Annotated in this window: 15 protein-coding genes; all 15 read left to right on the top strand. The window is 49.4% G+C overall.

Annotated features, from left to right (window positions below):
• The first annotated feature begins 57 nt into the window (after window positions 1-57).
• A complete protein-coding gene (locus tag P2W84_RS15885; protein ID WP_276091144.1) occupies window positions 58-915 on the top strand; it encodes a UDP-2,3-diacylglucosamine diphosphatase in 858 nt (285 codons plus the stop codon).
• 22 nt (window positions 916-937) lie between these two features.
• Entirely contained in the window at window positions 938-1921 is a 984-nt protein-coding gene (locus P2W84_RS15880) for a glycosyltransferase family protein (RefSeq protein WP_276091143.1), read from the top strand.
• Window positions 1922-1950: 29 nt separating this feature from the next.
• Entirely contained in the window at window positions 1951-2931 is a 981-nt protein-coding gene (locus P2W84_RS15875; protein ID WP_276091142.1) for a DUF6427 family protein, read from the top strand.
• 56 nt (window positions 2932-2987) lie between these two features.
• Entirely contained in the window at window positions 2988-3746 is a 759-nt protein-coding gene (locus P2W84_RS15870) for a type III pantothenate kinase (protein ID WP_276091141.1), read from the top strand.
• Window positions 3730-5019 carry a hypothetical protein gene (locus P2W84_RS15865; RefSeq protein ID WP_276091140.1) on the top strand — a complete coding sequence of 430 codons (1290 nt, stop codon included), beginning with the start codon at window positions 3730-3732 and terminating at the stop codon, window positions 5017-5019. Before P2W84_RS15870 ends, P2W84_RS15865 begins: the two co-directional genes overlap by 17 nt.
• Entirely contained in the window at window positions 5019-5582 is a 564-nt protein-coding gene (lptC, locus tag P2W84_RS15860) for an LPS export ABC transporter periplasmic protein LptC (protein WP_276091139.1), read from the top strand. Before P2W84_RS15865 ends, lptC begins: the two co-directional genes overlap by 1 nt.
• A 124-nt stretch (window positions 5583-5706) precedes the next feature.
• A complete protein-coding gene (locus P2W84_RS15855; protein WP_276091138.1) occupies window positions 5707-7806 on the top strand; it encodes a peptidylprolyl isomerase in 2100 nt (699 codons plus the stop codon).
• Window positions 7807-7878: 72 nt separating this feature from the next.
• Window positions 7879-8394: a DUF2480 family protein gene (locus tag P2W84_RS15850; protein ID WP_276091137.1), complete on the top strand. Its 516-nt coding sequence runs from the start codon at window positions 7879-7881 to the stop codon at window positions 8392-8394.
• Window positions 8395-8425: 31 nt separating this feature from the next.
• Window positions 8426-9205 carry a DUF3108 domain-containing protein gene (locus P2W84_RS15845; RefSeq protein WP_276091136.1) on the top strand — a complete coding sequence of 260 codons (780 nt, stop codon included), beginning with the start codon at window positions 8426-8428 and terminating at the stop codon, window positions 9203-9205.
• Window positions 9206-9207: 2 nt separating this feature from the next.
• Window positions 9208-9768, top strand: coding sequence for a DUF3109 family protein (locus P2W84_RS15840; RefSeq protein ID WP_276091135.1), 561 nt, complete (start codon window positions 9208-9210; stop codon window positions 9766-9768).
• Window positions 9769-9786: 18 nt separating this feature from the next.
• The gene (gene rfbA / locus P2W84_RS15835; RefSeq protein ID WP_276091134.1) at window positions 9787-10647 is read left to right on the top strand and encodes a glucose-1-phosphate thymidylyltransferase RfbA; all 861 of its coding nucleotides are present in this window, start codon (window positions 9787-9789) and stop codon (window positions 10645-10647) included.
• A 115-nt stretch (window positions 10648-10762) separates the two neighbouring features.
• Window positions 10763-12907 carry an alpha-L-fucosidase gene (locus P2W84_RS15830; protein ID WP_276091133.1) on the top strand — a complete coding sequence of 715 codons (2145 nt, stop codon included), beginning with the start codon at window positions 10763-10765 and terminating at the stop codon, window positions 12905-12907.
• 90 nt (window positions 12908-12997) lie between these two features.
• Window positions 12998-14266 (top strand): L-fucose:H+ symporter permease, encoded by a 1269-nt coding sequence (gene fucP / locus P2W84_RS15825; protein ID WP_276091132.1) that lies wholly within the window; start codon window positions 12998-13000, stop codon window positions 14264-14266.
• Window positions 14247-15905 (top strand): altronate dehydratase family protein, encoded by a 1659-nt coding sequence (locus P2W84_RS15820; protein WP_276091131.1) that lies wholly within the window; start codon window positions 14247-14249, stop codon window positions 15903-15905. Before fucP ends, P2W84_RS15820 begins: the two co-directional genes overlap by 20 nt.
• Window positions 15906-15914: 9 nt before the next feature.
• Complete coding sequence (locus tag P2W84_RS15815; RefSeq protein WP_276091130.1) at window positions 15915-16679, top strand: SDR family oxidoreductase; 765 nt, start codon at window positions 15915-15917, stop codon at window positions 16677-16679.
• Window positions 16680-16684 lie beyond the last annotated feature (5 nt).

Below are 16684 nucleotides of genomic sequence, written 5' to 3'. Positions count from 1 at the left end.
TGGTCGCTGTACTTGCCCTATTTTTCGGGCCTTATGAACTGACCGTGGAGGAAGACGATGTCTAAACGGGAAGTGGATATTGCGGTGATTTCCGATGTCCACCTGGGCACGTATGGCTGTCATGCCAGGGAATTGCTGAAGTACCTGAAAAGCATCAAACCTAAAATGCTGGTCCTGAACGGGGACATTATCGATATCTGGCAGTTCAGTAAAAGATACTGGCCGGAAACGCACATGAAGGTTGTGCGTAAGCTGATGAAATTCGTGGTAGAAGGGGTGCCGGTTTATTACCTGACCGGGAACCATGATGAACTGCTGCGCAAATTCGCGGACATGAACCTGGGGGCCTTTCATCTGCAGAACAAGCTGGTCATAGATATCGGGGGAAAAAAGGCCTGGTTCTTTCACGGAGATGTATTCGATGTGACGATGCAGCATTCTAAATGGCTGGCCAAGCTGGGCGCAGTCGGTTATGATTCGCTGATCCTGCTGAACAGTTTGGTGAACTGGTGCCTTTCTGCACTGGGCCGGGAAAAAATGAGCTTCTCCAAAAAGATCAAGGCCAAATTTAAGGATGCAGTAAAGTTCATTAACCAGTTTGAGTATACGGCGGCGGAGCTCGCTATTGAAAAGGGATATGGATATGTCGTCTGTGGTCATATCCACCAGCCGGAAATGCGTGTGATCTCCACAGATACCGGAAAAGTGACCTACCTTAACAGTGGCGACTGGATCGAGAACCTGACTGCCCTGGAATATACCGGAGGGGAATGGAAGATCTTTAAATACGAGCATAAGGATTTTGTTAAGGACGAGGTCGAAGAAGGGGAACTTTCTGACGGAGAGGACCTGCACAGCAAACTGGATGTGAACAGTTTGCTGCAGAAGATCAAACTCGAATTGCCCGGGGTATAAAAAATACGGATATTAGGTGCTCATGAAAATACTTTACGCCATACAGGGTACGGGAAACGGGCACGTCAGCCGCGCAAGGGAAATCGTTCCTTTGCTGCAGCGTTATGGTGAAGTTGACCTGCTCATCAGCGGTACCCAGGCAGATGTAAAGCTGGAGCAGGAGGTCAGGTTCCGCTTTCATGGTTTTAGCTTCATTTTTGGAAAGAAGGGGGGAGTCGATCATTATGGCACCTGGAAAACCATGGACCTGTCCCAATTCAGGCGTGATATGGCGAAGTTGCCGCTCAGGGATTATAACCTGATCCTGAATGATTTTGAGCCTGTAACTGCCTGGGCTTGCAGGAACAGGGGAATTGAAAGTGTGGGCTTAAGCCACCAGGCAGCTTTCCAATCGGCTAAGGTACCCAAACCCAGGAGTATTGACTGGGCACAGCTGGTAATGAAGTACTATGCCCCGGCGACCCATTATATAGGGTTCCATTTTGACCGTTACGATGACTTTATCCATACGCCGGTGATCCGCAGCGAGATCAGAAACCTGCAGGTCTCAGACCTGGGGCATTATACCGTATACCTTCCTGCCCTGGACGACCGTATGCTGGTGCCGCTGTTGAAACAGATACCGGTACAATGGCAGGTGTTTTCCAAACATGCATTGCAGGCCTATACCGACGGCAATGTCCAGGTCAGCCGGGTAGACAATGCCGCGTTCAACCGGAGCCTGGCTTCGGGCAGGGGCCTGTTTACCGGAGGTGGGTTTGAAGGACCGTCGGAAGCCTTGTTCCTCGGGAAGAAGCTGCTGGTTGCACCGATGCGGTTCCAATATGAGCAGCAATGCAATGCATACGCACTGAAGCAGTTCGGCCTGCCGGTGATCTGGGCCAGCAACCGCGACTGGCTTCCGGTGATCAGGGACTGGGTGGAAAGGGAACAAGTACACCGTTTCGATTTTCCGGACGAAACGGCGGCGGTAATTGATGATGTTGTCCGGCGTTATGCCAGATAATTTGTGTTAATTTGCCGGGACATATCGGCATGATCAATCAGTTCAGGAATTTAAACCCGGTAAATCTATTGTTGCTTTTCGCATATACTTTTTTTATGCGTATGGCGATCTATGCGGATTTGCCTTCCACTCTGCAATTTGAATTTCTGGAATCTTATACCCGGTTTTTTATTCATGTGCCTGACGGCGATCTGCTTTCCCCTGCAGCTAATGTCTTTTTTGCCGGGATCATCGTATATGTTCAGGCACTGTGGTTCAACCGGGTGGTGAACAATCACGGGTTGCTGAGCAAACCCAGCTTTTTGCCTGCATTATTGTATATCACTTCTGCCAGCCTGTTTTTGCCCTTCCTGGTGCTCAGCCCCCCGCTGCTGTGTAATTTCCTGCTGATCTGGATCATGGACAAGTTTCTGAAGGTGGGCAAGTCGCCAAACGCGATGATGATCATGTTCGATATCGGGATGATCGTTGCACTTGGGACACTGGTCTATTTTCCCTTTATCGTGATGCTGGTGATGCTCTGGCTGACCTTGTTGCTGTACCGCTCCTTCAACTGGAGGGAATGGGTCTCTGGCCTGATCGGTTTTCTGACCATATTTTTCTTTGTGGGCGTGTATTATTACTGGAACGATAGTTTGTCGATATTTTACCGGATCTGGTTGCCGCTGGGCAATAAGTTCCCTTCGGTGTTCAAGATCAATTACAATGATTACCTGGTGCTGGTACCGGTGCTGGTGATGATGGTGCTGGCTGCGCTGCAGTTACGGGAGAATTTCTTCCGGAGCTTTATCAGTACGCGTAAGGCTTTCCAGATGCTCTTTTTTATGTTCGTGGTCGCCTTGCTCAGCTTTTATACCAAGCCTGACTTCCGCCTCTCGCATTTCCTGCTATGCGTGCCGCCAGGGTCTGTATTACTGGCTTATTATTTTTCAAACGCCCGGAAGCGCTGGTTCTATGAAAGCCTTTTCCTGGTCCTGGTTTTCGCCATTCAGTACTTCCTTTTCGTTTAACCTTTTTTAACAAATTGACGGCTTGAAACTTATCAAAGATTAATAGCTTTGTACCGATGCGAAATCTGGTCGTTGATATTGGGAACACTAATGCCAAACTGGCTGTCTTTCAGGACAGGGAACTGATTGATCATCAGGTCCATCAACAGATAGGCGCCGATCAGATCGGTGCTTTGCTTTCCTACTGGAAAATCGGTGCCTCGGCACTCTCCAGTGTTTCCGCTGACACCAGCGCTGTCGTTGAATTACTCAGGGAAAGAACCCTTTACGTGCCTTTTTCTACGGCTGTTTCGGGAGGTGTGCTAAATTTTTACCGTTCAATTGAAACGCTGGGGCCGGACCGCTGGGCAAAGGTAATTGCCGCCCATCATCTTTATCCGGGGCATGACTGCCTGATGATCGACGCGGGTACATGTATCACATTTGACCTGCTGAATTCAGGGGCTGAATATTACGGAGGCAGCATCAGTCCCGGAATCGCCATGCGCTTTAATGCGCTGAATCATTATACGGGCAAACTCCCGCTTCTGAACTGGAACCCGGGCGAAATAGCAGACATCCCGGAAGGTACAGATACCATCAGTGCCATCAGGAACGGTGTATTGCAGGGAGTTATGAAAGAAGTAACCGGCATCATCGCAGATAAAGTGTCGGGAAGCTCAGGCCTTAAAATACTGCTGACAGGAGGGGATGCCGGTTTTTTGCTGGAACAACTAAAAAACACCATCTTTGCCCCTCAAATTATACATGATCCTTACCTGGTGCTGAAGGGTCTGAATGAAGTCATTATAGCTGAACATGTACAAAAAGATTAATTATATTACAACAGCCCTGATCGTGCTCTGCAGTGTTGCAGGAAAAGCGCAGATCACTACGGAGTCGCCTTATTCTGTATATGGGCTAGGAAATTTCAGAGGCGCACTGCTGCCCCAGTACAGGGCCATGGGCGGTATTTCAACTGCAGTCAATAAACCCACCATCTACAGCAACATCAACATGCAAAATCCGGCTTCCTATGCCGGAATTACGCTGACCACACTGGATGTGGGTATGACCGGTGGTTTTACGACGGTTAAGAAGGATGGCATGAGCAATAAGGATTTTAACGCTTCCTTTAATCACCTGGCTTTTGCTTTTCCGGTGATTACAGGCAAGTCAGCCCTGAGCGCGGGCATTATGCCTTATACGCAACTGGGTTACCAGTATTCGGTCAGCGAGACGCTTGACACGCTTCAGGAAAACCGCCGGTATTCAGGAGAGGGCGGCCTGACGAAAGCATACATTGGCTTTGGGCAGCAGTTCGGCAGCCATTTCAGGATCGGGGCCAATATTGAATACCTGTTCGGTAACCTTCGCCGTAACCGTGCCAACGAACTTCAGACCTTTCCCGTGATCAATGCAAAGATGCAGAACAACAACAGCATTGGCGGGCTTGCCTATTCTTACGGTGTGCAGTATGACATACCGCTGAACAGCAAGAGCAATATTACCCTTGGATATTCAGGTTCTTCTTCTTCCTCGCTGAACTCCAAGGCCAGTTATGTGCTGACCCAGTATAAGACAGATGCAAACGGAGATGAGGCCAGTGCCTTTGATACGCTGGAGCATGTGGAAAGCCCCCGGGCGAAGCTGAAACTGCCATTGATGCACAACTTCGGGATTGCCTTTCAGAAATCGAACAACTGGCTGTTTGGTGCAGACTACCGTATGGGTAAGTGGTCTGATCTGAGTATCGCTGGCGTGAACCAGAGCCTGCAGGATAGCTGGGGTTTTTCTGCCGGTGGCCAGTATATTCCTGATTTCGGAGCGATATCGGGATATTTCAATCATGTGGAATATCGTTTGGGATATACCTATGACAAGACATTTATCCGTGTAAATGGTCAGGATATCAGGCAGCGTGCGGTTACTTTTGGCGTTGGCCTTCCGCTGGCATCGTCCAGGTATTCAATCTATAAACTGAACCTTACCGCAGAAGTGGGCAAGCGCGGACCATCTGGTGCGGGTGGCCTGCAGGAGAACTATGTCAACCTGCACCTGAACTTTACGCTTAACGATACCTGGTTCAAACGGTTTAAGTTTGACTGATGTCCAGGCTGTTCTCCGGTATATGGATGCTCTTCGGCTTGTTGTTTTTTGCAAGCTCCTGTGGAGAAGATGATCTGAAGAAAGCGGCCCGGCTTCCCCAAAAAGTTAGCCTGAATGTAGACCGGACCAAGGGAGTAAATATCATTTACAGTGATTCTGCAAAAGTAAAGGCGGAAGGTTATGCACCTGTACTCGACAAAGTAACGCCTGGTGATAAACCGGGCTATCAGGAGATGCCCAAAGGTGTCAAAATCAATTTCCTGAATGATTCACTGAAGGTTAAGGGATCAATCACCGCCGATTATGCAATTATGAAGGATGCGGAAAAGACGGCTACCTTCAGGCGTAATGTGGTCGTGGTCAATGAGAGCATGACCTTCAATACCGAAGAACTGGTATGGGACCAGAATAGAAAACTGTTTCTTTCCCCAAAAGGAGTAGTGACTAAGCCGGATGGTACCGTGTTGAATGCGGTCGATTTCAGTGCCACGGAAGATTTCAATTTCATCAACTGGAAGAACGGTTCCGGTGAGATTTATGTTCCCGAGAATTTCGGAGAGTAGATCCCCTTCGCAAGTACTTATTGCCTTAGTTATTAAACACTTTCAAATATTTTTTAATGTTTTCTTTTTTGGTCAAAAGTTGTATCTTGCGCGCTCTTTAAAAAAAGTTAAAAATAAGAATACTATGGGATTAATGACATTTTTGCGGAACCGTGCGGGGTATATTCTGGTCGGTGCTATCGGTTTTGCAATTGTTGCATTTTTGGTTGGTGACGCGATTAATGTGGGCAAGCCTTTCTGGGCAGCTTCGCAGAAAGTAGTGGGCACAATAGATGGTGAAGAAATTAATATTGATGAATTCGGACCGAAGGTTGAGCAGAGTCTTGCGCAGTTCAAGGCCCAGTACGGCGGCTCGGTTAATCCTCAGATGCAGGCCATGGCTGTCGATAATGTGTGGCAGGGAGAGCTTGCCGGTGTTATCCTGAAAAAGGAATATGCCCGGCTCGGACTGACCGTTTCCGGAGATGAAATGGGCGACCTGGTAAAGGGTGATAACCCGAGTCCGCTGATCGTGCAGTATTTCGGTAATCCTCAGACCGGACAGGTAGACAGGGCGCAGGTGATCCGTACCTTAAAGGAAGGCCTTAAGAATCCCCAGATGGCACAGCAGATCAACCTGCTTGAAGCGGAGATCGAGCGTCAGGCCCTGCAGCAAAAATATACCAACCTGATCCGCAATTCCGTCTACGTAACCACGCTGGAGGCTAATGACGAATATCAGAACCGGAACAAGCTGGCAAACTTTAAATATGTAGGTCTTGATTATGCTGCTGTGCCTGATCAGGAGGTAAAGCTTTCGGAATCTGACTACAGCGATTACTACAACGACAATAAGCAGCGGTTCAATAACCAGACGGAGACCAGGACATTTGAATATGTTTCCTTCAGTATCAGCCCTACAAAGGAAGATTCTGCAACAGTGAAGGCCCAGGTGGAGAAACTCGCAAATGATTTCAGGACTGCTACAAATGATTCATTGTTCGCTGCTGTGAACTCTGACGTAAAGGTGCCGTATACTTACCTTGCGAAAGGCCGGCTCGATCCTGCAGTGGACTCAGCGGTATTCAGTCTTCCGGCGGGAAGCTTTTACGGACCGAAATTCAGTGGTAACTCCTACAAGCTGGTGAAGGTTGCCGACGTGCGCTTCTCTCCGGACTCCGTAAAGGCAAGCCATATCCTGATCGACGCAAGTAAACTGGGTGGTGTCGATAAGGCCAGAAAATTCGCAGACTCATTGAAAGCGCTGGTGCAGGGCGGTAAGAGCTTTGCCGAGTTGGCGAATGAATACAGTATTGATCCGGGATCTAAGGAAAAGGGCGGCGATCTGGGCACTTTCGCCCGCGGTGCTATGGTACCTGAATTCGAGAATGCAGCGTTTACCGGTAAGCCGGGCGACCTGGTGGTGGTACCGTCACAATATGGCGTACACCTGATCCGGATCGAAAAGCAGATCGGTAATTCTAAAGTGGCCAAACTGGCCTATATTGAAAAGAGCCTGGTACCCAGCAATAAAACAAGGGATGCAGCTTATAAAAAGGCAAGTACTTTCCTGAACCAGGTAAAGGATGGCAAATTCAGTGAAATTGCCCAGAAGGACGGTTATCGGGTAGGAGTTGCAGATAAGATCACGCCGACGCAGGGTTTTGCCCCCGGACTGGATAATCCGCGTCAGCTTATCCGCGATGCCTATGCTGCCGATAAGGGGACTGTCCTGGACCAGGTTTACCAGATGGACAATGCCTTTGTGGTAGCCAGGGTTACGGACATCAGGCCTAAAGGCATTCTCCCGCTGGATGCGGTTAAAAAGGAGATCGAGCCTATGGTACGCAATGCCGTTAAGGGCAAAATGCTTGCTGAAAAGCTGGAAAAAGCTTTGCAGGGTGCGTCTTCGATAGAGCAGGTTGCCCAAAAAGCAGGTAAGAGTGTTACTCCGGTTCAGAATATCGTATTCAGTAACCCGATCGTTCCGGGACTTGGACAGGAAAATAAACTGGTGGGTTCAGTGTTTGGCAGTCAGCCGGGCAAGCTCTCCAAACCAGTCAAAGGTGAAGCAGGTGTGTATGTGTTCACCACCGAGGGCTTTACTGCTCCTGCGCCATTGGCCAATACCTATAAGCAGAAGGAAAGCATGATGCAGATGGCAGGACAGCGTTCGCTTGGTGCCGCGTTCCAGGTATTGCAGGAGAGAAGCGACATAAAAGACAATAGGGTGAAATTCTATTAATCCGAAATACGTATTTTTGTAACCGTTCCGGACTTGTCCGGAGCGGTTTTTTGTTAACCAGGGTTTAGCATTATGGATATCCAGGAAAGTTTTGTCAATAAGGTAGCCGCCAGCGGCCTGATCACCTTTAACCTTGAGGAGTACCTTCATCCGGGTGAACGCATCGTTTACGATATTAAGGAAAACCTGTTCCATGGCCTGATGCTGCGGGAAAGGGACTTTCGTGAATTTGTAAAAACACATGACTGGGAGGCTTACACGGGAAAAAATGTAGCGGTTATCTGCAGTGCGGATGCCATAGTGCCTACCTGGGCCTATATGCTGCTGGCCAACCGGATGAAGCCTTACGCCAACGAGATCGTATTCGGTGATCTGGAAACCCTGGAAACGGTATTGTTTACCAAGGCGCTTTCCAAGATCGACCTGAAGGCATTTGAAGGCGAGCGCGTGGTGGTCAAGGGTTGTGCGGACATCACGCTTCCTGTCTCCGCCTATGTGGAGATTACCAATCTGCTGACCCCTGTCGTAAAGAGCATCATGTATGGTGAGCCCTGCTCTACGGTGCCTATCTATAAGCGTAAGGATTAATTTTGGAGTACTTTTTGATTTGTCTGGGGATATGAGACGTTTGTTTTTGATGATCGCCGTACTGTTCCTGGGCCATAAGCTTGTCGCGCAGGAGCTTCCCTTTGTAAAAGATCCTGCCTTCGGGCCAGGTGAAGTGTTGACCTATAAACTGAGGTACGGCTTCATTACGGCTGCGGAAGGTACCCTTAAGGTGCTGAATTCTGACCTGAAGTTTGATGGTAAGCCCACCTACCGGCTAAGTGTAGATGGTGAGACCTCCGGCACGTTCGACGTGTTTTACAAGATCAGGGACCATTATGATTCCTATATCGACATCGATAACCTGAAACCTTATTTCTACCAGGAAAATATCCGTGAGGGAAGTTACCGCAGGCAGGATAAGGCGCGTTTTGACCAGGATGGTAAAAAGATCGTAGCGACCAAGGGAACATTTAATACGCCGACCACGCAGACCTTTGACCTGGTTTCCTCCTATTATTTTGCCAGGAGTCTGGATGTCTCCAAAATGAAGGCCGGTGATGCGGTAAAGCTCAATTATTTTCTAAGTGATGAGGTGAACCAGCTAGAGATCCAGTTCGTCGGGCGGGAAGTGATCAAGACCAAGCTGGGAAAAATACGTTGCCTGAAATTCAGCCCCTCCATTAAACCTGGCCGGATTTTCAGAAAGGACAGCCGGCTTTACCTTTGGGTATCTGATGATGGCAACAGGGTACCGGTAAAGGCGCAGGTGGAGATCCTTGTCGGTTCAGTGGTCATGGAAGTAAAGTCGGCAGCCGGACTGAAGTATCCGCTGGCCATAATAAAGGATTAGAGATGATAGAAATACAGAATGCCCTCGTGCATGAAGATGTGATCAGCGAACAATTTGTCTGCAACCTGAATAAATGTAAGGGAATCTGCTGTGTGGAAGGTGATGCCGGTGCCCCGCTGGAAGCCCAGGAACGTGGTATTCTGGAAGAGATTTATCCGAAGATCAGACATTTACTGGAACCGGCGGGTATTCAGGCGATCGAGGAACAGGGAACTTCAGTGGTTGATGCAGACGGAGATCTGACCACTCCTTGTGTCGGTGGAAATAAGGAATGTGCCTATGTAACGTTCGAAAATGGCATTACCAAGTGCGGGATTGAGAAGGCCTGGGAGCAAGGGCTGATCGGCTGGCAAAAGCCCATCTCTTGTCACCTTTACCCGATCAGGGTCACCCGGTATCCCGAGTTCGAAGTGCTCAACTACGACCGCTGGCACATTTGCCGGGATGCCTGTTCTTTCGGAAGGGAACTTAAAGTGCCTGTATACCGGTTCCTGAAAGGGCCGCTGATCAGAAAATATGGTGAGGACTGGTATAGGGAACTGGAAGAAAGTGTATCTTCATAGCGAACAAATTCGCAAATATTGAAAGGAATTATCTTAGCAGGAGGAAGTGGGACCAGGTTGCACCCCCTGACATTGGTGATGAGTAAACAAATGATGCCGGTGTATGACAAGCCGATGATCTATTATCCTTTGTCTACGCTAATGCTGGCCGGGATCAGTGAGATACTGATCATTTCTACTCCGCACGACCTTCCGAATTTTCAGAAACTTCTTGGAGATGGCAGCAGGCTCGGCTGCAAATTTTCTTATGCGGTCCAGGAGCAGCCAAATGGTCTGGCCCAGGCTTTCGTGATCGGTGCGGACTTTATAGGAAAGGATAAAGTAGCGCTGGTCCTTGGTGATAACATCTTTTATGGTGACGGAATGTCTAAACTGCTGCAGGCAAGTGCTGATCCGGACGGAGGCGTGGTTTTTGCCTACAGGGTTTCAGATCCGGAACGTTACGGCGTGGTGGAGTTTGATGAAAATAACCAGGCCATTTCTATCGAGGAGAAGCCAGAGAAACCTAAGTCCGATTATGCAGTTCCGGGACTTTACTTCTATGATAACTCCGTAGTGGAGATCGCTAAAAATATCAGCCCATCTGCAAGAGGTGAATATGAGATCACCGATGTCAACAAGGTTTACCTGGAGCAGGGTAAGCTGAAGGTTGGTGTGCTCAGCCGGGGTACGGCCTGGCTGGATACGGGGACTTTTACATCGCTGATGCAGGCGGGGCAGTTTGTACAGGTGATCGAGGAACGTCAGGGCCTGAAGATCGGTAGTATAGAAGAGGTGGCTTACCGGATGGGCTTTATTGATAAAGAGCAGCTCAGGACTATCGCCGAACCACTTGTAAAAAGCGGATATGGCAATTATTTGCTCAAACTGATCCGGTAGCTGCCAAAATCGCATAACCTTTTGTCAATTGAGGAAAACAAAAATGCCCCGATTTGGCCTTTCTTTGGTTTTTACGAATCCCGGTTAGGGATCGGATTAAACCTCAGACCAAATTATGAAGCAAAAATCTGTTTTTGTTATTGCCCTGATTCTTCTTGCGCGTGCGGTGGCTTTCGGGCAGCATGATCCGAAGGCCCTTAAGGAATGGCAGGACCAAAAGTATTCGATGTTCATCCACTTCGGCGTATATTCCGTTTTGGGCGGGGTATGGCAGGGTAAGCCCTCTTACAGGAACGTAAGTGAACAGATACAGGCACATGCCGGCATTTATTCCGACGAATACGAGCGTGTGGCAAAGACTTTCGATCCGGAGAAATGGGATCCTGATGCCATTGTGTCGCTGGCCAGGCAGGCAGGGATGCGTTCAATTGTGATTACGTCCAAGCATCATGACGGGTTCTGCATGTTCAAAACTGCAACTACAGATTTCAATATTGTAGACTTTACACCTTACAGGCGGGATCTTTTGAAGGAACTTTCCGATGCCTGTAAGCGTGGTGGTCTGAAGTTCGGATTGTACTTTTCGCTGATCGACTGGCATTTTCCTCAGGCCTCGCCGATCTCCGGGTCGAACTCTGACTATATTACTCCCGAGCACTTTGAATTCAATAAAAAGCAGGTTACAGAACTGCTGACCAATTACGGCCCGGTTTCCGAGTTGTGGTTTGATATGGGCTCGCAAAGCCCGAAGGAAAGCCGGGAAATGCGGGACCTGGTGCACAGGTTACAACCGGACTGCATGATCGGAAGCCGGATCGGCAATGACATGGGGGATTTTAATGTGATGGGCGATAACCAGGAGCCTGATTATGTCATCGGAGTGCCCTGGCAGTCACCGGCCTCTTTCTTTGATGAGACCTGGGGCTACCGTTCGTTTCAGAAACGAGGCAAGGAAGAAGACAAGATCAGGGAAAAGCTGGCCAGCCTCATCCGTGTCGCCAGCCGAGGGGGAAATTTCCTGCTGAATATCGGACCCAAGGGCGACGGAACTGTCGTTGAATTCGAACGGAACGTATTACTGGCCATCGGTAAATGGCTGGATAAAAACAAGGAAGCCATCTACGGCACCGACCCGGACCCCTTTCATATCCCGTTCAAATGGGGCAGCCTGACCAGCAGACCGGATAAGATCTATCTGCACCTGATGTCAAGACCGGAGAACAACCAGATTTTCCTGCCGGGGCTGACCGGGAAAATAAAGGGCATAAGGATACTGGGTACGAACGATAAGCCTAAATACAGTCAGAATGCCAGTGGAGTGCGCATTACAGTACCGGCCGGGCTCCGCATAGAAGAAGCCTACCAGGTTCTGGCCATTGACTTTTCAAACGGATATTATGTGCCCCCGGCAAATATCCTGTCCAACGCGCAGGGTACGCTAGTGCTCGACGGGCACAATGCGTTCAAGCACTACAGCAGTTCAGGTGTCGATTACAGCAACCGGTACCAGAGCACCGTGAAGGAATCGTGGACGCTCCATCCCGCACGTAATGAGACACTGGTCCCGGTGATCTATTTCACAGCTAATGAAAAAGGGCGGGCAATTGATCTGGAGATTGGTGGGAAGATTTCTGTGGTTAGATTTGACGGCGGAGATCAGGAACGGCTAAATGCCGGCGCTGCTATAACCTGGGGGCCGCTCTATCAGTCGGGTCAGTATTACTCTGGTCCGGGCGGTGTCCATGGCAACCTGAAAAATATTGATGTCACGAAGCCCTGGCCGGAAGACAAATCCCCGGTATGGACCAGGAAGGACAGCTGGAAAAATGGCGAGTCCTTTGAGGTACCCATGGATAAGAATTCAGCTACTTACCTGTTGCAGGAAATCGAATCGGATAAAGACCAGCCATACCTGGTAGGGATCACCAGTGGAGATGCGGTGACAGTAAGTCTTAACGGACAGGTACTGGCAGAGCACAATAATCCCTTTAAGGAAAAGGAGATGAAGGATCTTGTGCTGCTGCCGTTGAAAAAGGGTAAGAACCAGCTGATCGTGAAGTTCTATAATGGTTTTCAGAAAAGCAGTACCATCGGTATCAGCAGGGACGTGGAGCAGGTGATTTATAAGAAGCAGTTAAAGCCTCTGCAGGTCGAAAAAGGAAAGTACTATCCGTTCAGCTGGCAGTTGCATGACCCATATTCTCCGCATACGACGCTGAATATTCCGAATGTAAGGCTGGAACTGGTTCCGGGCAAATAATCATTGTGCCAAAATCATTGAATAAATAGGTAAAATGGCAAAATAAAAGCCGTGGATAATCCCGATTTTAGAATAGCCAAATATTAACCGATGACCAAGAACAAATACCTTTTCCCTTTTATCATGATCACCTCACTGTTTTTCATGTGGGGGTTTGTACACAACCTGGATCCGATACTGATACCGCATCTGCAAAGGTCCTTCAGCTTAAATACACTCCAGGCAACACTGGTAGATACCGCAGTGTTCATCGCCTATTTCGTGATGGCACTTCCGGCGGGCTTCATCATGAAAAAGTACGGTTATAAGGCCGGGATCATTTTCGGTCTCGCCCTTTTCGCCCTGGGTTCCTTTTTATTCATACCCGCCGCAAATACCCAGGCATATGTTTTCTTCCTGGGGGCTTTGTTCATCATTGCCTGTGGACTTACCATTCTGGAAACTGCCGCCAACCCCTATGCTTCACTGCTGGGGCCTAAAGAGACTGCAACGTTCAGACTGAACTTTTCTCAGACATTTAACGGATTGGCCGCTACGCTGGCGCCAATTATAGGCGCGCGGATCATCCTGATCAAAGGCATATCCGACGAAGAACTGGCTACCATGAGCGAATCAGCCCAACGCGCCATACTGGCGGCGGAAGCCTCTTCGGTGAAGACACCGTACCTCGTACTGGGCAGTATCATATTAGTGATCGCGGTGATCTTCATTTTTCTGAAGCTCCCTGAAATCACAGAAACCGAAACGGCGGGAGAAAAGCGGGGGATATCCCATGCGCTTGCCCACCGGCACCTCAGATGGGCTGTGGCAGCGCAATTTTTCTACGTAGGTGCACAGGTATGTGTCATGAGCCTTTTCGTATTGTATGCCACCAAGGCAGCAGGCATCACTAAGGTTCAGGCAGCCGATTATCAGGGTTATGGGATCGGGCTTGGCTTCCTGTCGGGCCGTATCATTGGTACGTTCCTGATGAAATTCATAAAGCCTGAACGTTTGCTGGTGATTTACGCGGTAATTTGTGTGTTGCTCAGTGCGTCAGCCATGTTCAGTACAGGTTTGGCCGCACTGTTCTCTGTTATCGGGATCGCCTTTTTCATGTCCATCATGTTTCCGACGATATTTTCTCTGGGGATTAAGGACCTCGGTGCCGATGCCAAATACGGAAGCAGCCTGATCATTATGTCCATCGTGGGGGGCGCATTGCTGCCGCCTGTAATGGGATACATCAGCGATGTCACCCATAATATCCAGATCGGCTATATCGTTCCATTGATATGTTTCACGGTTGTCCTGCTTTTTGGACTGACCGGGCATAAAGTAATAACATTGAATAAACAGAATGTCAGAATTAACGAATAAACGGTTTCTGCAGATACACCCAGAAGATAACGTGCTGGTGGCCCTGCAGGATCTGCCCGCAGGCGAAAAGGTGATCTGGAAGGGCGACGAAATCCTATTGCAGGACAGGATCAATGCAAAGCATAAATTTTTTATCCATGAACTCCAGCCCGGCGACGAGATACGGATGTACGGGGTGCTCGTCGGTAAGGCAACCACTTACATCCCGAAAGGAGGCCTCATGACCGTAGCAAATACCCACCACGCCTCACAGGACTACGCATACCGCGACATCAACTACCAATGGCAGGCGCCCGACGTGTCTTCATTTGCCGGACGGACCTTCAATGGTTATCACCGGGAAGACGGCTCCGTGGGTACGGCCAATTACTGGTTGTTTATACCTACGGTATTCTGCGAGAACAGAAACCTGGATGTGATCAAAGAGGCACTGTACAACAGCCTCGGTTATAACGTCACCGATAAATACAAGGAATATGCGGAACAACTGCTCGAAGCCTATCAGCAGGGTCAGGACATTTCCAGTTTCAACACCGCTGCCATCGCTTCCTCAGGCTTTACATCGCGCCGCGTCTTCAAAAATGTCGATGGCATTAAGTTCCTGAACCATCAGGGCGGTTGCGGAGGTACGCGGCAGGATTCAGCGGTGTTGAGCCATTTGCTCGCAGCCTATGCCAACCATCCTAACGTGGCCGGCATCACCGTGCTGAGCCTTGGCTGCCAGCATTTGCAGACAGATGCTTTCCTGGAAGATATAAAAGCGGGAAACCCGGGCTTCAATAAGAAGTTCCTCGTCTTTGAGCAACAACAGAGCCAGAGTGAAGATCAGCTGATCAAAGACGCTATCTTAAAGACTTTTGAAGGACTTGCAGAGATCAATAAGCTAGAGCGAAGGCCCGCGCCTTTGAGCAAATTGTGCGTAGGTGTAAAATGCGGGGGCAGCGATGGCTTCAGTGGTATTTCAGCCAACCCCGCTGTTGGTTACACCTCAGACCTGTTGGTAGCGCTGGGGGCAAAGGTGCTTCTGGCCGAATTTCCGGAGCTTTGCGGTGCCGAGCAGAACATCATAGACCGCTGTATCAACCAGCCCATCGCCGAGAAGTTTATCCGGCTGATGCAGGCATACGATGCCCAGGCACATGCGGTAGGTTCGGGCTTTTACATGAACCCTTCTCCCGGCAATATAAAAGACGGTCTCATTACGGATGCCATCAAAAGTACCGGTGCGGCCAAGAAGGGGGGTACTTCTCCGGTGGTTGATGTGCTCGATTACACAGAACCGGCTACCAAGCCAGGCCTCAGCCTGGTTTGCACACCAGGCAACGATGTAGAGGCCACTACCGGAAAGGCAGCCAGCGGAGCGACATTGATCTTGTTTACTACCGGTTTAGGTACCCCAACCGGCAACCCGGTCTGCCCGGTGATCAAGGTAGCTACGAATACCGCGCTTGCGCAGCGCATGAGCGACATTATCGACATCGATTGCGGGCCTGTGATCAGGGGTGAGAAAAGTATCGAAGAAATGGGTACCGACATCCTGGAGTATTGCATCGGGGCAGCCAGCGGTGAGGTATTGCCAAAAGCAGTCCTGCTCAATCAGGATGATTTCATACCCTGGAAAAGAGGAGTTTCATTATAATTGTAAGCTATGTTCAGTTTAAAAGGAAAATCAGCAATCGTTACCGGCGGTGGCAGTGGGATAGGCAAGGCGGTTTCCACCTTATTTGCCAGACAGGGTGCAAGCGTAACTATCCTTGATCTGGATCGCGAATCCATAGACAAGACCATTGCAGAGATCGCTGAAACGGGTGGAGAAGCCAGAGGCTTCATCTGCAATGTTACAGACCAGCAGCAGGTCGTCGGTATCTTTAACGAGATCGGTCTTGCAGACATCCTGGTCAACAATGCGGGTATCGCACATATCGGCCGGGCAGATAATACCAGCGAAGAAGATTTTACACGTGTATTCAACGTCAATGTCAAAGGGGCTTACAACTGCCTTTACGCAGCAATTCCCTTGATGAAACAGCAGGGCGGGGGCGCCATACTCAATATGGCCTCCATTGCGGCGATTGTAGGTATCACCGACCGTTTTGCTTATTCGATGAGCAAAGGAGCGATCGCAGCCATGACTTTGTCTGTCGCCAGGGATTATATGGCCGATAACATCCGGTGCAACAGCATCAGTCCCGCCAGGGTGCATACGCCGTTTGTCGATGGCTTTATCGCAAAGAACTACGCAGGGCAGGAGCAGGAAATTTTTGAAAAGCTCTCTAAGAGCCAGCCGATAGGCAGGATGGGAACTCCGGAAGAAATTGCAACAATGGCGCTTTACCTTTGTTCGGACGAGGCCAGCTTTATTACCGGTAACGATTACCCGGTAGATGGTGGATTTGTTAAACTCAATAATTAAAAAAT

Source organism: Pedobacter sp. JY14-1 (genome assembly GCF_029269825.1).
Classification (GTDB): domain Bacteria; phylum Bacteroidota; class Bacteroidia; order Sphingobacteriales; family Sphingobacteriaceae; genus Pedobacter.
This window is presented reverse-complemented; position numbering and strand designations above follow the sequence as displayed.

What these genes read in the sequence shown, in the direction of transcription:
- P2W84_RS15830 (WP_276091133.1), top strand. Translation starts at nt 10,763, where the DNA reads ATGAAGCAAAAATCTGTTTTTGTTATTGCCCTGATTCTTCTTGCGCGT.
- P2W84_RS15855 (WP_276091138.1), top strand. Translation starts at nt 5,707, where the DNA reads ATGGGATTAATGACATTTTTGCGGAACCGTGCGGGGTATATTCTGGTC.
- lptC (WP_276091139.1), top strand. Translation starts at nt 5,019, where the DNA reads ATGTCCAGGCTGTTCTCCGGTATATGGATGCTCTTCGGCTTGTTGTTT.
- P2W84_RS15865 (WP_276091140.1), top strand. Translation starts at nt 3,730, where the DNA reads ATGTACAAAAAGATTAATTATATTACAACAGCCCTGATCGTGCTCTGC.
- P2W84_RS15815 (WP_276091130.1), top strand. Translation starts at nt 15,915, where the DNA reads ATGTTCAGTTTAAAAGGAAAATCAGCAATCGTTACCGGCGGTGGCAGT.
- P2W84_RS15880 (WP_276091143.1), top strand. Translation starts at nt 938, where the DNA reads ATGAAAATACTTTACGCCATACAGGGTACGGGAAACGGGCACGTCAGC.
- fucP (WP_276091132.1), top strand. Translation starts at nt 12,998, where the DNA reads ATGACCAAGAACAAATACCTTTTCCCTTTTATCATGATCACCTCACTG.
- P2W84_RS15840 (WP_276091135.1), top strand. Translation starts at nt 9,208, where the DNA reads ATGATAGAAATACAGAATGCCCTCGTGCATGAAGATGTGATCAGCGAA.
- P2W84_RS15845 (WP_276091136.1), top strand. Translation starts at nt 8,426, where the DNA reads ATGAGACGTTTGTTTTTGATGATCGCCGTACTGTTCCTGGGCCATAAG.
- P2W84_RS15875 (WP_276091142.1), top strand. Translation starts at nt 1,951, where the DNA reads ATGATCAATCAGTTCAGGAATTTAAACCCGGTAAATCTATTGTTGCTT.
- P2W84_RS15850 (WP_276091137.1), top strand. Translation starts at nt 7,879, where the DNA reads ATGGATATCCAGGAAAGTTTTGTCAATAAGGTAGCCGCCAGCGGCCTG.
- P2W84_RS15870 (WP_276091141.1), top strand. Translation starts at nt 2,988, where the DNA reads ATGCGAAATCTGGTCGTTGATATTGGGAACACTAATGCCAAACTGGCT.
- P2W84_RS15820 (WP_276091131.1), top strand. Translation starts at nt 14,247, where the DNA reads ATGTCAGAATTAACGAATAAACGGTTTCTGCAGATACACCCAGAAGAT.
- P2W84_RS15885 (WP_276091144.1), top strand. Translation starts at nt 58, where the DNA reads ATGTCTAAACGGGAAGTGGATATTGCGGTGATTTCCGATGTCCACCTG.